The organism is Streptomyces sp. NPDC051243, from assembly GCF_044455405.1.
Lineage (GTDB): Bacteria > Actinomycetota > Actinomycetes > Streptomycetales > Streptomycetaceae > Streptomyces.
Genome location: NZ_JBITES010000001.1, coordinates 611010 through 625795 on the forward strand (window position 1 = coordinate 611010; position 14786 = coordinate 625795).

The window sequence follows — 14786 nt, forward strand, 5'->3', positions numbered from 1 at the left end:
GGGTGGTCGGTCCCGTGGTGGGGCTGCGGCCGGGTTGTCGCCGGTCGCAGCCACGCGCCGGTCACCGCGTGCCGTACGGGACATGCCGCAGGAGTGTCCGCTCCAGGTACGGCACGGCCCGCTGGCCCGTCACCGCGAGCGCGATCGACGCGGCGACGCCCGCCCAGGCGAACGGACCGAGCGGCGTGCAGCCGAAGAGATGGCTGACGCCCGGGGTCTCCACCAGGACGACGAGGACGGCCCCGGAGCCGAGGGCGGTGGCCCGGACCAGTGGGCTGCCCCGCCGGTCGGCCAGCGTCTGGGCGAGCTGCGTACCGACCACCGCGCACAGGGCCATCGTGGTCGAGCGCCGTGCGGTGCCCGGGGTGAAGCGGCCGATCAGCCAGGCGGCCGTACCGCCCAGCGTGGTGGTCAGGGCACGGTGCCGGATCTTGCGGATCAGGGGTGGGCCGAGGACCGAGCCGATGAGGGCTTCGGGTCCGACCGCGCCGCCCCGGTCGGTCCGGTTCGCTGCGGTGTCGGCACGGTCGCCCTGGTCCGGCCTCCCAGCCGCGGCCGTCTCCGCATCCGACCCCTCCGCCCGTTCAGCGTCCTCAGCCTCCGCCGCCTCCTTCGGCGTCACCGCCACCGCCATCGCCGGGAACAGGTCCGTGAACAGGTTCACCAGCAGCATCTGCCGGGTGGACAGGGGCGCCGCGCCCGACAGGAGGGTGCCGAGGAGGCCGAAGCCCACCTCGCCCGCGTTGCCGCCGATCAGGATGGCGATGGCGTCCGCGACGTTGTGCCACAGAGCCCGGCCCTCGGCGACCGCGTCGATCAGGACCGTCAGGTCACCGTCGGTGAGGACGAGGTCGGCCGCGTTGCGGGCGGCGGCCGAACCACGGGCGCTGATGCCGACGCCGATGTCGGCGGCGCGGATGGCCGCCGCGTCGTTGGCTCCGTCGCCGACCATGCCGACCACCCGGCCCGCGTCCCGCAGCGCCTCGACGACCTGGAGTTTCTGCTCGGGCGCGACCCGGGCCACCACGCCCATGTCGTCCAGCATCCGAGCCCGTGCCTCCCGGTCCGCGGACGCCAGCTCCTCGCCGGTGACCACACCGGTGTCCTCGGGCCAGCCCAGCTCGGCGGCGATCGCCCGGGCGGTTCGCGGGTGGTCGCCGGTCAGCATGACGGGTCGTACGCCCGCGTCCCGCAGCCCCTGGACAAGGGCCGTGGAGGTCTCGCGTGGCATGTCGGCGAGAGCCAGCAGGCCGGTGAACTCCAGGTCTTCCAGGGGTTGTTCCAGTACGTCGGCCGCCTCGTCCGACGGGCCCAGCCGACGCCGGGCCACGGCCAGGACGCGCAGTCCGTCGCCGGCGAGCGTCTGCGCCGTCTCCGTCGCCGACGCGGGCAGACCGGCGCAGGCGGGCAGCACCGTCTCGGGGGCGCCCTTGACCACGAGCACGGGGGTGTCGTCCTCGGCCCGGCCGACGGCGGCGGCGTAACCGCGGCCGGCCTCGAAGGGCAGGCCCTCGGTCTGGGACCACTCCGGGTCGGGGGCGGCCGCGGCCAGGACGGCCTCGTCGGTGGCGTGCACGGGCCGGTCCCGGCCGCCGTTGAGCTGGGGGCAGGCACGGGCCGCGATGCGCAGCGTGGCGCCGGCTCCCGTCCGGTCCGTCTCGTCCATCTCGTGCCGCGCGCGGACCGTGCCGTCCGCGTCCGTCACCCGCACGAGACGCAGCCGGTTCTCGGTGAGCGTGCCCGTCTTGTCGAAGCAGATGGTGTCCATCCGGCCGAGCGCCTCCAGGGTGCGCGGAGCCCGGACGAGGACTCCGCCCTGGCTCAGCCGGCGAGCGGCCGCCAGCTGCGCCACGGTCGCCACCAGCGGCAGCCCTTCGGGGACCGCGGCCACGGCCACGGCCACGCCGCCGCTCACCGCCCGGCGGATCGGTGTGCCGCGCAGCAGCGACAGCGCGGTCACTCCGGCGCCGCCCGCCAGGGTCAACGGCAGCGCCTTGTCGGTGAGTTCGCGCAGCCTGGCCTGCACTCCGGCGGACGGTGGCTTGCGGGCGGCGAGGGCGACGGCCCGCGAGGCCTCCGTACGTTCCCCGGTGTCCACCACGACGGCCCGGGCGTGTCCGGCGACCACGGTCGTGCCCTCGAACACCATGCAACAGCGGTCCGGTACGGCGGCGCCCGGCGTGCAGTCGGTCGCCTTGTCGGCCGACAGGGACTCTCCGGTCAGCGCGGACTCGTCCACCTCCAGGCCGTCCTCCCACAGCAGACGCGCGTCGGCGGGCACCACGTCGTCGGCCCGCAGCTCGATCACGTCACCGGGACTGAGCCTGGCGGCGTCCACGACGCGCGCCTGGGACGAGGGCTCCTCGGTCGTGACCCGCGCCTTCTGCTTCTGCTTGGCGAGCAGCCCGGACAGCGCCCGTTCGGCCCGCATCCGCTGGACGCCGCCGACCAGCGCGTTCAGGTCGAGCGCGCCCACGACCAGCAGGGCGTCCACGACGGACCCGAGGATCGCCTCGGCGGCCGAGCCGACGGCCAGCACCGGGGTGAGGGGATCGTCCAGTTCGCCGCGGACCGCCCGGGCCAGCCGCAGCGGGCCGCTCAGCGGTGTGAAGAGGCGCCTGCGGCCCATCGTGCGGAGCGTCTGACGGGCACGGTCGGTGAGCTGCTCGGAGAAGGTCGGTTCCGGGCCCTCCTCGTGCTCCAGCCGGTCCCGGACCTCGTCGGGTTCCAGCTCGTGCCAGGCCACCCGAGGACGAGGGTGCGGAGCGCGGGCCACCGCCACCCCGAGGGCCGCCCGCACACCGGTCAGCAGGGCCCACGCCGCGCTCGCGTCGACCGGTGTGTGCCGCAGGCCGGGCCATGGCGTGGGGCGACCGCTCCGGGACTGGCCGACGGCCACGAGGAGTCCGGACAGGGCCGCACCGGACCGGGCCAGGGTCTGCGACCTGCGGCCGACCCCGCGCGCGGCCGGCACCGCCCGCAGCAGCCGCCACACATCGGCCAGGCCGTGCGGGGCCAGCACGTCCGCGCCCCAGACGACGGCCCCGTCCCGATCGGTGAGCGCGACGGCCACATCGCCGGCGAGCAGTCCGGTGAGCACGTCCTCGTCCGCCGTGTCCGGGCGGGCGACCGTGACGACGACGCCGTCCTCGTCGCGCACCGCGTTCACCACGTCGCGCAGCGGCCGCTCGCCGCTCACCACCTGGTCGGCGAGATTCGTGAAGTCGGCCAGGGCGGGGTCGTCCACCATCACGACCCGCAGTCCGGCGCGCCGAGCCGCGTCCAGCACCGCCTCAGCCCACGGGTCCGCGTCGGCGCCGGGGGTCCGCAGCGCGCTCGGATGCAGGACGACCGTGTCGGCCATCTCCAGTTGCCGCAGCCGTTCGGTGTCGCGCACCAGGACGCCCGCGCGGGACAGCGCGGAGCTCAGTACGGCGTGGAAGGCGGCGGGCCCGTAGCGCGCGGCCTTCGGGGAGCCCGCCAGCACCGCCTCCGCCGCCTCGGTGCCGTCGTGCTTGACCAGCAGCGTGGCCAGCGCGCCCACCAGACTGCCGGTCTCGGCGTGTCCGGCGTACTCCTGGGCCGGGGAGGTGCGCAGCGGAGGACGCGCGCGGTGATCCCCTGCCACGCTGCACCGCCCCGGCGTGCACACCTCGTCGTGGACCATGTCGAACGCCGCCGCGCGGGCGACCGTGTCCGCCAGTTGCAGCGTACGCAGCGCGCTGTCGAGCACGAGGGCGGTCGGGGTGCGTCCGGCACCGTGGGCGGCCGCGTTCGCGACGGCCAGGAGCAGGTCCATCCGGGAGCGGCCGACCCTCGCCCGCAGCCACCCGCGGAAGCGTGGATTCTCCCGCAGCAGCGTCACCAGCGCGGTCACCGCCCGGGGTGAGACCGGCAGGCGCAGGGCGTATCCGGTGAACGCGGTCGCGATGCCCATCCCGTCGGCGGCGAGCGCCGTGGCGGCGGCCCGCACTCCGGCGGGGTCGGCCGGGTGGACGATGTCCTCGACCGACTCGTCCGTCTGCGCCAGTCCGTGCCGGGCCGCGATGTCGGTCGCCTTCTGCACCACCCGGTCGCTGACCGACTCCTCGACGGCCGTCACGACCAGCCGGCGCAGTCCGCCGTCCCAGTACGCGAGGGCCACGTCGGGCCGTTCCGCCAGCGCCGCGGCGACCCGGCGCGCCGCTCGCTCGGTCCCGCCCTGCCGCCGTATCACATCCGGCTCCGAGGGACGCAGCGCGAGATGCGTCCGGGTGCCGGACCGCCAGGGGTGCGGGCGGAGGGACAGGGTGTTGCGGGCGACCCGTGCGACGCGCACCGCGGTGTCGGCACTGCGGACCCCGGCCCGGGCCGCACCGGCCGCCATCCCCGCGGCGGCTCCCACGGCGGGGGCGGCTCCTCCGGTGAGCAGTCGGGGTCCGGCCGCGGCCAGACCGGCCACGGCCGTGACCGGACGTGTGAGGAGTCCCAGAACCATCGCTCGCCCTCGCTCCACCTTGTTCGACAACGCCTTCCGTGCGGCCCGGGTTCCCGCAAAACGGCATGTCATCCGCCCTGGGGCGCCGGGCAGGGCAGGCCGGGGCGCCGGTGGCCGAGGCGGGTCGCATCGTGGCGGGAGGATCGGCGTGGTCGGCGCTTCCGCTCCGGCCACGCCGCGTATTCCCTCGTCAACCGGCCGTGCAGGCCGTCCCGTTGAGGGTGAAGGCGCCCGGTGCCGCGCTGTTGCCGGTGTGGTTCGCCTGGTAGCCGATGCTGACGCTCGCTCCTGGTGCGAGCGTCGCGTTGTACGAGGCGTTGGTCGCCGTCACGGCGCCGGAGGCCGGGGTGTACGTGGCTCCCCAGCCGTTGGTGACGGCCTGGCCCGCGGGGAGGGTGAAGCCGAGCCGCCAGCCGTTGATCGACGTCGGGCCCGTGTTGGTGATCGTCAGCGAGGCGGTCAGGCCCGTGTTCCAGGCGCTGGTGGTGGCGGTCACCTTGCAGGCGCCGGGCTGGGGCTGGGGGGCGGGGCCGCCGCTGTCCAGGCCGAAGAAGGTGAGGACGCGGGCCGCCATGCCGTTGCCGTAGAGGTTGTGGCCGACGCCCTCGAGGCTGATCGCCTCGACGGGGGCCCGGTCACCGGTGCCGCCGTAGCGGGTGCGGGTCCAGCCGGACTGGGGCGTGTCCGTGACGGCCGGGGTCTGGCTGACTCCGTGGACGTTCGTCCACTGCTTGATCATCTCCCCGAAGTTGGGGTAACGCAGGACGTCGTCCTCGGTGCCGTGCCACAGCTGCATACGGGGCCGGGGTCCGGTGTAGCCGGGGTACGCGGCGCGGGCGATGTCGCCCCACTGCTGTGCGGTGCGGGTGATCGTGCCCTGCGCGCACGCGCTGTTCCACTCGGAGCCGTCGGTGGTGGCGAAGCAGCCGAAGGGGACGCCGGAGAAGGCGGCGCCCGCGGCGAACACGTCCGGGTAGTCGCCGAGCAGGACGTTGGTCATCATCGCGCCGGAGGAGATTCCGGTGGCGAAGACCCGGCTCGTGTCGGCGTCGTAGGTGCGGGTGACCCAGTCGACCATGGACTTGATGCCGACCGGGTCGCTGCCGCCGTCGCGCCTGAGCGCCTGGGGCGAGGAGACGTCGAAGCACTTGCTGCTGCGGGTGACGGACGGGTAGATCACGACGAAGCCGTACCGGTCGGCGAGCGTGTCGTACTCGGTGCCGTTGTACATGTCGGGGCCTGAGCCGGTGCACCAGTGCACGGCGACCAGGACCGCCGGGTTGGCGGTGACGCTGTCCGGGACGTACAGGTACATCCTCAGGTTGCTGGGGTTGGCGCCGAAGTCGGTGACCTCGGTGAGCGTCGCGGTGGGGACGACGCCGGAGGCCTCGGTGCGGGCGGAGACCGCCGGAGCGGTGACGAGCAGTGCCGCGAGCAGCGGCAGGAGCGCTCCGACGAGGGTGGCGAGTTGCGTCCGGAGCGGTCTCTTCGCGGTCGTGCGGATGGGGGTGGGCACGTCCTTGTCCCTTCTGGTCGCGGCTCGTGGACGTGGTGCGGCGAGAAGCATCGTGGCATGTACACATCCATCATGGAAGCGCTCCCACGCAGTCGGCAGAGCTCCCCGGCACCCACCTCGCCCGACGCGAATTCTTCTGCGCCAAGCGTTGACTAGAAAGCGCTTGCCCCCTACGTTCCGTTCAACAGTGTGACCGAACCGCTCAACTGAACCTCCCATTGGCCACACTGACCGCACGCAGCGTTCTAGATGGCGCACATAGTTCACGTACATGACCATGCCAGTCCTTCCGAAAGGACGCACCCGCATGCGAACTCTCCCCCCACGTGCACGCCCGCAAAGAACCGCACCGGCGACCGCCGCCGCAGCCGCTCTCGCCGCCGTGACTGTCATGATCCTGCCCACTCAGGCCGGGGCGGCCGAGACCTCGCCGATCGGGTTCGGCGCCGGAACCACCGGTGGCGGCAGCGCCTCGGCGGTCACCGTCTCGACGCTGGACGCCTTCAGGTCGGCGGTGACCGGCAATTCGGCCAAGGTCGTACGGGTCAACGGCCTGATCTCACTGAGCGGCCAGGTCGACATCGGCTCCAACACGACGGTGCTGGGCGCGGGTTCGTCGTCCGGGTTCACCGGGGGCGGGCTGCGGCTGAAGAACGTCACCAACGTCGTCGTCCGCAACCTGAACATCAGCAAGCCGGTGGCACCGGCCGACGGCATCACGGTCCAGGCGTCGACGAAGGTGTGGATCGACCACAACTCCTTCTCGGCCGACCGCGATCACGACAAGGACTACTACGACGGTCTGCTGGACATCAATCACGGCTCGGACAACGTCACGGTGTCCTGGAACACCTTCAGGGACCACTTCAAGGGCTCGCTGGTCGGACACAGCGACAACAACGCGAGCGAGGACACCGGCCGTCTGAAGGTGACGTACCACCACAACCACTTCGGCAACGTCTACTCGCGCATCCCCAGCCTGCGCTTCGGCACCGGGCACTTCTACAACAACTACGTGGCCGGAGCGGACACCGCCTGCCACTCGCGCATGGGCGCCCAGATGCTCGTGGAGAACAACGTCTTCCGTGACACGAAGGTCGCTGTCACCACGAACCGCAGCAGTGACGTCGACGGCTACGCCAATCTGCGCGGCAACGATCTCGGCGGGGCCGCGACCGAGATCTCCCAGGCCGGCAGCTTCACCACGCCGCCCTACAGCTACACCGCCGAGTCCGCGTCCACCGTCGTCGCCTCGGTGACGTCGGGCGCGGGCGCCGGAAAACTCTGACCACCCACCCAACTGGAAGAAGGCATACGGGACATGACTTCACCAGCAAAGCCCCGCGCCCGCCGGCGCGCACTGACCGGCGGTCTGGCCGCACTCGGCCTCTCTTCTGTCATGATCACGACATTCGGCGCCCCGCCGGCGAGCGCCGCCACCTGGCCGACGCCCACCAGCAGCCAGCCGGTGAGCGCCACGATCCCCGTCTCCGGCGTCGTCGACGGCGGGATGAAGCGGTACTACGGCAGTGGCGACCTGGCCGGCGACGGCCAGGAGGAGGGCCAGGACCCGATCTTCAAGCTCGCGGCCGGCGCGACGCTGAAGAACGTCATCATCGGCGCGCCCGGCGCCGACGGCATCCACTGCGAGGGCAACTGCACGCTGCAGAACGTGTGGTGGGAGGACGTCGGCGAGGACGCGGCAACCTTCCGGGGCGGTTCCACCTACACGGTGACCGGCGGCGGCGCGAAGAAGGCGGCCGACAAGGTCTTCCAGCACAACGGCCCCGGCACGGTGAACATCTCCAACTTCGCCGTCAGCGAATTCAAGACGCTGTACCGCTCCTGCGGCGACTGCTCCACGCAGTACACGCGCAAGGTCAACCTCAGCAACATCGAGGTCACCGGCACCGGATCCACGGCACGCCTGGTCGGCATCAACGTCAACCGGGGCGACGTGGCGACGCTGCGCGGCATCACGATCCTCAACGATGCAGGTCGCAAGGTCATCCCGTGCCAGAAGTACAACAACAACACGGCCGTGGGCACCGGCCCGGACAGCACCAACTGCCTGTACTCCAGCTCGGACATCACCTACAGGTAGAGCCCGGCCGCACATGGTCCCCCCACGGTGAAGGCGGCCGTACGGAGCGTCCCCGCACGGCGCTCCGTGCGGCCGCCGCAGTGCGCCCGGGCCCGGGGCGGCCGGCTTGCGCAGGGCACGCGCGCGTACGTCGTCGTTCGGGGCTATCGGCCCTCACGCGCGCGTACGTCCTCCGCCAGCTCCCGCCGATACTCGGCGTACGCGGCGCGCAACTCCTCGCCCGGCCAGTCGGCCGGGAGGAGTTCGGGCGGCAGTACCGGGTCGGCGAGCAGGTGGCGTACCACGGCCGCGAACGCGGTGAAGCGGTCGGCGGGACGCCGCGCGCGGGAGACATGGCCGAGCAGGGCGTTCCCCGTCCCGCTCCACGCGTCCAGCGGCCACAGGCTCGCGGCGAGCTCGCGCGCGGGACGGTCGGGGCGGGCCGTCAGGCGCTCGGCGACCTGGGCGAGGTCGTCCGGCAGCGGGCGGAGCAGGTTCGCGGGCCGCAGCCAGACGCCCTCACGCAGCTCGGCGAGCCGCAGCCGGGTCAACTCGGTGCGCAGTTCCGCGCGTTCGGCGGGGCCGCGGCCCGTAGCCGTGACCACCACCATCTCCCAGTCGCCGGCCCAGGGCAGGGTCTCGGGGTGGACGGCCTCGTCCTGGCGGCGCTGGCGGTCCAGGAGGCGGTCGCTGAGCCGGTGGACCGTGTCCGCGCGCCGCAGGTCCCCGGCCGCCACCATCCGGCTGAGCGCGGCCCGCACGGTGGATCCCGCGATGCCGAACGGCTCCACGCTGCGCACCAGGTCCTTCACCGGCAGCTCGGGCGGATGCAGCCCCAGCAGCAGGCTCAGGACGACCGACCGGGCGGACAGCGGGCGCAGTTCCACCTCGTCGGCCTGCGGTGGCGCATTGTTCGGCATGCTCACGACTGTACGGGCCGGTGCGGCGTATTGCAGGATTGCTGCAGTCGCAGCGATGATGCAACACTGGCGCCATGGACTCGATACTCGCCCAGGACCAGTCCGGAACCGCGCACGAGCCGTCGTCCGGGCAGTACGCCACGCACGACGTCACCAACCAGCCCCCGCCCCACGCTCCGTACGACGCGTCCGAGGACGCGGCCCTCCTCGAAGGGCTGCGCCGTGAGGGCGCCGCCTGGGCCGAGGAGGACATCCGGCGGCTCGGGCGCCGAGCCGGGAGCGCCGAGGCCCAGGAGTGGGGTGAGCAGGCCAACCGCTTCGAGCCCGAGCTGCGTACGCACGACCGTTACGGCCATCGCGTCGACGAGGTCGAGTTCCATCCGAGCTGGCACCAGCTGATGCGGGTCGCGGTGGCCGAAGGGCTGGCGGCGGCTCCGTGGGCGGACGAGCGGCCCGGCGCCCATGTCGCCCGGACCGCGGGCGGACTGGTGTGGGGGCACACCGAGGCGGGGCACGGCTGTCCGACCTCGATGACGTACGCCGCCGTCCCCGTGTTGCGCAGGCAGCCCGAACTCGCGAAGGTCTACGAGCCTCTGCTGACCAGCCGGGAGTACGACCCGGTGCTGCGCGTGCCGACGCAGAAGCGGGGCCTGCTCGCGGGCATGGGTATGACCGAGAAGCAGGGCGGCTCCGACGTCCGCACGAACACGACCACGGCGTGGCCGAGCGCCGAGCCGGGCGTGTACACGCTGCGTGGGCACAAGTGGTTCACCTCGGCGCCGATGTGCGACGTCTTCCTGGTGCTGGCCCAGGCGCCCGGCGGTCTGTCCTGCTTCCTCGTGCCGCGCGTCCTGCCCGACGGCAGCCGCAACGCCTTCCGCATCCAGCGTCTGAAGGACAAGCTGGGCAACCGCTCCAACGCCTCCTCCGAGCCCGAGTTCGACGGGACCGTCGCCTGGCTGGTCGGTCCCGAGGGGCGGGGCGTCAAGACGATCATCGAGATGGTCAACTGCACCCGCCTTGACTGTGTGATGTCCTCGGCGACCCTGATGCGCAAGACGCTGGTGGAGGCGGGGCACCATGTGCGGCACCGCAGCGCGTTCGGGGCGCGGCTGATCGACCAGCCGCTGATGCGCAACGTCCTCGCCGACCTCGCGCTGGAGTCCGAGGCCGCCACGACGCTCACGCTACGGCTGGCCGGCGCGGCCGACCGGACGGTGCGCGGGGAGGGCGCGGGCGGGGGCGAGGCGGCGTTCCGCCGGATCGCCACCGCGGTCGGCAAGTACTGGGTCACCAAGCGGGGTCCGGCCTTCACCGCGGAGGCCCTGGAGTGCCTCGGCGGCAACGGCTACGTCGAGGAGTCCGGCATGCCGCGCCACTACCGCGAGGCTCCGCTGCTGTCGATCTGGGAGGGCTCGGGGAACGTCAACGCCCTGGACGTGCTGCGGGCGTTGAGCAGGGAGCCGGGCACCGCCGAGGCGCTCTTCGCCGAACTCGACCTGGCCCAGGGGGCGGACACCCGGCTCGACGCGTCCGTCGCCCGCCTCAAGGGCCTGCTGACCGCCGGCTCCGAGGCCGGCGCCCGCCGCCTGGTCGAGCTCATGGCCCTGAGCCTCCAGGCGTCCCTCCTGGTCCGCCACGCCCCCGCCGCGGTCGCCGACGCCTTCTGCGCGACCCGGCTGGGCGGCGACTGGGGGCATGCGTTCGGGACGCTGCCGGACGCGGCGGACGTGGACGGGATTCTGGGGCGGGCGCTGCCTGGCGGGGAGTGAGGCGAGGACGCAGGGGCGGGCGGCTGACAACGCCCGCCGATGCCGTCCATTGACACGGCACGCCGACACCGCCCATTGACACGGCCCCTTCAGGGAGCACGACGTGCCCAGGGCCGATGGCGGCAGGCTGTCCCGGAGCCGCCACGGCGACCACCGTCCGCCCCGGCCCACCGTGCGGCCGTCACCCCGTCGTCCGCCCACCCCACAACGGTCCGAAGCGCGCCCACTCATAGCCCCACTGGTCGATGCGGCGGCTCTCCAGCCGGCTGCGCAGGGCGCGGCCCGCGACGAAGGGGACGGACGCGGCGCACAGGCCGGCGAGGCCGCCGACCAGGGCGGCCCGGGAGCGGGCCTCGGACGCAGTGGCCGGCTTGGTGACCAGGCGGCCCTGTGGGTCCGTCCAGACGGTGACCGCCGTGCCGACACCGCTGCCGGGCCGGACACGGGCCTGGCCGGTGTGCGTGGCACCGTCCGGCGCGCTCCAGCGGACCTTCGCCCAGACGGTCGCGCCGCTCGACGAGCCGGTGCGCGAGTCGGTGGTGCCGGGTGCCTGCTCGGTGAGCAGGGCGACGACCGGCCGCCACTCCACGCGCTCCCTCGCCATGCCCTGCTCGACCGTGCCCGCCGTCGCCAGGCCGGCCAGCACTCCGGCGAGGACGGTGAGCACCCAGGCGGCGAGCACCACCCAGGCCTCCACCGCATCGGCCCGGCGCTTGAGCGGATTGCGCCGCCACCGCCACAGCCACACCTTCGGACCACGGAACGCCATCGAAGGCTGCCTCCTCATGAGCACACGAACATGCCGGACCCGACCGCCCTTCCATACGGGAGAGGGCAGTCGGCTGCTCACTGCACGCACCCTGAGTCGAGCGTCACACGGGCTCTGCGGCCCTCGCGGGCGACTTCGCGAAACTGCCCCACGGCACCCGGCCGCCAGCTATCCTCGCCGCCCTGACCTGCGATGCAGGCCTTTCCAGGGGTGACTGTCAGTGCCGGGGTGCAGACTGGCCCGTGTCTGAGACAAAGGCGTCGCGGAGGTGATCGGCATGACCGAGGTAATGCTCGCCGTGGGCACACGCAAGGGCTTGTTCATCGGGCGGAAGCGGGGTGCCACCTGGGAGTTCGACGAGAGCCCGCACTTCAACGCACAGGCCGTGTACTCGATCGCCATCGACACGAGGGGCGAGCGCCCGCGGCTGCTCGCGGGCGGCGACAGCGCGCACTGGGGCCCGTCCGTGTTCCACTCCGACGACCTCGGGCGCACCTGGACCGAACCGGCGCAGCCGGCCGTCAAGTTCCCGAAGGACACGGAGGCCTCGCTGGAGCGGGTGTGGCAGCTGCACCCGGCGGCCGCGGAGCCGGACGTGGTGTACGCGGGCACGGAACCGGCCGCGCTGTACCGCTCGGAGGACCGAGGCGAGACCTTCGAACTCGTCCGCCCGCTGTGGGAGCACCCGACCCGGTCGAAGTGGGTTCCGGGCGGCGGCGGTGAGGGCCTGCACACCGTGATCACCGACAGGCGTGACCCGAAGGCCGTGACGGTGGCGGTGTCGACGGCCGGGGTGTTCAGGACCGCCGACGGCGGGGCCAGCTGGGCTCCCTCCAACTCCGGTGTCTCCGCGGTGTTCCTGCCGGATCCGAACCCGGAGTTCGGCCAGTGCGTGCACAAGATCGCGCAGGACGCCACGACCCCCGACCGTCTCTATCTGCAGAACCACTGGGGCGTGTACCGCAGCGACGACGCGGGCGCGCACTGGACGGACATCGGCGAGGGCCTGCCGTCCACGTTCGGCTTCGCTGCGGCCGCCCACCCGCACCGCGGCGAGACGGCGTACGTGTTCCCGATCAACGCCGACTCCGACCGCGTACCGGCCGACCGGCGCTGTCGCGTCTTCCGCACGGCGGACGCGGGCAAGACCTGGGAGCCGCTGTCGGCGGGCCTGCCGCAGGAGGACCACTACGGCACGGTGCTGCGCGACGCGATGTGCACGGACGACGCGGACCCGGCGGGCGTGTACTTCGGCAACCGCAACGGCGAGGTGTTCGCGTCGGCCGACGACGGAGACAGCTGGCAGCAGCTGGCGTCGCATCTGCCGGACGTGCTGTGCGTGCGGGCCGCGGTGATCGGATGAACCCTCGGCACTTACGGGCGGGTTGTGGAGCGGGTCCTGGCCACTGGTTGATCGCCGCCTCCGCCACGGCAGTAGGGTGACGCCCGTGGCACCACGACCCTTGCATGAAATCGTCGAACCGGGCTGGGCGAAGGCTCTGGAACCCGTTGCCGAACGGATCGCCGCGATGGGCGACTTCCTGCGCGCGGAGATCGCCGCGGGACGCACCTATCTGCCGGCCGGACCGAACGTCCTGCGGGCCTTCCAGCAGCCCTTCGACGAGGTACGGGTCCTGATCGTCGGACAGGACCCGTACCCGACACCGGGACATGCCGTGGGGTTGTCGTTCTCGGTCGCGCCCGACGTGCGCCCGCTGCCCGGCAGCCTCATCAACATCTACCGGGAGCTGCACACCGACCTGGGGCTGCCGCAGCCGTCCAACGGCGATCTGACGCCGTGGACCCAGCAGGGCGTGCTGCTGCTCAACAGGGCACTCACCACGGCCCCTCGCAAACCGGCCGCCCACCGCGGCAAGGGCTGGGAGGAGGTCACCGAGCAGGCCATACGCGCGCTGGCCGGACGCGGCAAGCCACTGGTCTCCATCCTGTGGGGCCGCGACGCCCGCAACCTCCGCCCGCTGCTCGGCAACCTCCCGTCGGTGGAGTCCGCGCACCCCTCCCCCATGTCCGCCGACCGCGGGTTCTTCGGCTCGCGCCCGTTCAGCCGGGCCAACGACCTGCTGATCCGGCAGGGCGGCCAGCCGGTGGACTGGCGCCTGCCATGAACGAGACGGGGGACGGGTCGTCCCGGACGACCGCCGGGCCGGGCGGTCTGAGCGACCCCTCTCCCGTCCCGGGCCCGCTCCACCCCGACTCCGGCGGGGTCGCCCCCGGTTTCCTCGCCGTCGACTCCGGAGGCTCGGGCCTGCGCGTGGTCGTCGGGACCGTCGGCCGGGGCGCGGTGGCCCAACGGGAGTCCCGCGAGCCGGTGCGCACCGGGGACCGGGGTATCGACCCCGGGCATCTGATGGAGCAACTGGTGCCCATGGTCCGGTCGTTGACCGCCGAGGCCGATGTCGACCGGCTGGGGACGGCCGTGATCGGGGCCGCCGGGCTCGCCACGCTGGGGGATGCCCTGCGCGCCGAACTGCCGGGCGCGCTGGCGCGGGAGTTCGGCATCGGGCGGGTCGCTCTCGTCGCCGATGCCGTAACCGCCTATGCCGGAGCCCTCGGGTCCCGGCCGGGTGCCGTCGTCGCCGCCGGTACGGGGCTGATCGCGATGGGCACGGACATGACGCGCTGGCGCCGAGCCGACGGCTGGGGGCATCTGCTCGGCGACTGCGGCAGCGGTGCCTGGATCGGGCGGGCGGGGCTGGAGGCGGCGCTGCGCGCGTACGACGGCAGGGCAGGCGGGTCGGCCGGGCTGCTGGCCCGCGCCGAGGAGGTGTTCGGCCCGGTACAGGGGCTGCCCGGCAAGCTGTATCCGCGCCCCGACCGTCCCGCCGTCCTCGCCTCCTTCGCTCCCCATGTGGCCGCCTGCGCCGACGTCGATCCGGTCGCCGCGGGCATCCTGCGCGCCGCCGCCCGGCACATGGCCGAGTCCGCGGCAGCCGTGTGCCCCAGCGCCGGGGAGCCCCGAGTCGCGCTCACGGGAGGCCTGTTCAAGATGGGCGACCCGCTGGTCCTGCCTGTGGAAGAGGAGTTGTCGAAGCGGCTGCCGCATGCGCGGCGGGTGCCGGCCGCCGGCGATCCGCTGCTGGGCTCGGTGCGGATCGCGACCGATCTGACGAGGGGCGCGCTCACTCTGCCGGGTGACGACAGACTGCTCTGCGTGGTGACCGGAAAGAGGGACTGATCCCCCACGCCGTTCGATTCCGCTTCGCAGGTAACTCAATCAGACAAAAGCGG

The 14786-nt window shown here is 73.1% G+C and carries 10 protein-coding genes; 6 read left to right on the forward strand and 4 right to left on the reverse strand.

Annotated elements, in window-relative coordinates; genetic code table 11:
• Nucleotides 1-61 precede the first annotated feature (61 nt).
• On the reverse strand, nt 62-4477 hold the full coding sequence (locus ACIBAG_RS02725) for an HAD-IC family P-type ATPase (RefSeq protein ID WP_399100144.1): 4416 nt from the start codon (nt 4475-4477) through the stop codon (nt 62-64).
• A gap of 190 nt (nt 4478-4667) precedes the next feature.
• On the reverse strand, nt 4668-5993 hold the full coding sequence (locus ACIBAG_RS02730) for a PHB depolymerase family esterase (RefSeq protein WP_399100146.1): 1326 nt from the start codon (nt 5991-5993) through the stop codon (nt 4668-4670).
• A 307-nt stretch (nt 5994-6300) separates the two neighbouring features.
• Between ACIBAG_RS02730 and ACIBAG_RS02735 the strand changes: the two genes are divergently transcribed.
• Nucleotides 6301-7281, forward strand: coding sequence for a polysaccharide lyase family 1 protein (locus tag ACIBAG_RS02735; RefSeq protein WP_399100149.1), 981 nt, complete (start codon nt 6301-6303; stop codon nt 7279-7281).
• Between the two features lie 33 nt (nt 7282-7314).
• Nucleotides 7315-8097, forward strand: coding sequence for a pectate lyase (locus ACIBAG_RS02740; protein ID WP_399100151.1), 783 nt, complete (start codon nt 7315-7317; stop codon nt 8095-8097).
• Nucleotides 8098-8240: 143 nt separating this feature from the next.
• On the opposite strand, the gene ACIBAG_RS02745 is transcribed toward ACIBAG_RS02740, so the two are convergent.
• Entirely contained in the window at nt 8241-8996 is a 756-nt protein-coding gene (locus ACIBAG_RS02745) for a PaaX family transcriptional regulator C-terminal domain-containing protein (RefSeq protein ID WP_399100153.1), read from the reverse strand.
• A gap of 74 nt (nt 8997-9070) precedes the next feature.
• On the opposite strand from ACIBAG_RS02745, the gene ACIBAG_RS02750 reads away from it, so the two are divergent.
• Complete coding sequence (locus ACIBAG_RS02750) at nt 9071-10768, forward strand: acyl-CoA dehydrogenase family protein (RefSeq protein ID WP_399100155.1); 1698 nt, start codon at nt 9071-9073, stop codon at nt 10766-10768.
• A gap of 181 nt (nt 10769-10949) precedes the next feature.
• Here ACIBAG_RS02750 and ACIBAG_RS02755 read toward each other — a convergent pair whose 3' ends face one another.
• Nucleotides 10950-11537 carry a hypothetical protein gene (locus ACIBAG_RS02755; RefSeq protein ID WP_399100158.1) on the reverse strand — a complete coding sequence of 196 codons (588 nt, stop codon included), beginning with the start codon at nt 11535-11537 and terminating at the stop codon, nt 10950-10952.
• A gap of 277 nt (nt 11538-11814) precedes the next feature.
• Here ACIBAG_RS02755 and ACIBAG_RS02760 point away from each other — a divergent pair, with 277 nt between their 5' ends.
• The 3 genes from ACIBAG_RS02760 (at nt 11815) to ACIBAG_RS02770 (ending at nt 14733) form a co-directional block, all read left to right on the forward strand.
• Entirely contained in the window at nt 11815-12900 is a 1086-nt protein-coding gene (locus tag ACIBAG_RS02760) for a WD40/YVTN/BNR-like repeat-containing protein (RefSeq protein WP_399100161.1), read from the forward strand.
• 85 nt (nt 12901-12985) lie between these two features.
• On the forward strand, nt 12986-13663 hold the full coding sequence (locus ACIBAG_RS02765) for a uracil-DNA glycosylase (protein WP_399100164.1): 678 nt from the start codon (nt 12986-12988) through the stop codon (nt 13661-13663).
• A complete protein-coding gene (locus tag ACIBAG_RS02770) occupies nt 13660-14733 on the forward strand; it encodes an N-acetylglucosamine kinase (RefSeq protein ID WP_399100166.1) in 1074 nt (357 codons plus the stop codon). The genes ACIBAG_RS02765 and ACIBAG_RS02770 overlap by 4 nt, the downstream gene beginning before the upstream one ends.
• The last annotated feature ends 53 nt before the right edge of the window (nt 14734-14786 follow it).

What these genes read in the sequence shown, in the direction of transcription:
- ACIBAG_RS02725 (WP_399100144.1), bottom strand. Translation starts at nt 4,477, where the DNA reads ATGGTTCTGGGACTCCTCACACGTCCGGTCACGGCCGTGGCCGGTCTG.
- ACIBAG_RS02735 (WP_399100149.1), top strand. Translation starts at nt 6,301, where the DNA reads ATGCGAACTCTCCCCCCACGTGCACGCCCGCAAAGAACCGCACCGGCG.
- ACIBAG_RS02740 (WP_399100151.1), top strand. Translation starts at nt 7,315, where the DNA reads ATGACTTCACCAGCAAAGCCCCGCGCCCGCCGGCGCGCACTGACCGGC.
- ACIBAG_RS02745 (WP_399100153.1), bottom strand. Translation starts at nt 8,996, where the DNA reads ATGCCGAACAATGCGCCACCGCAGGCCGACGAGGTGGAACTGCGCCCG.
- ACIBAG_RS02750 (WP_399100155.1), top strand. Translation starts at nt 9,071, where the DNA reads ATGGACTCGATACTCGCCCAGGACCAGTCCGGAACCGCGCACGAGCCG.
- ACIBAG_RS02755 (WP_399100158.1), bottom strand. Translation starts at nt 11,537, where the DNA reads ATGGCGTTCCGTGGTCCGAAGGTGTGGCTGTGGCGGTGGCGGCGCAAT.
- ACIBAG_RS02760 (WP_399100161.1), top strand. Translation starts at nt 11,815, where the DNA reads ATGACCGAGGTAATGCTCGCCGTGGGCACACGCAAGGGCTTGTTCATC.
- ACIBAG_RS02770 (WP_399100166.1), top strand. Translation starts at nt 13,660, where the DNA reads ATGAACGAGACGGGGGACGGGTCGTCCCGGACGACCGCCGGGCCGGGC.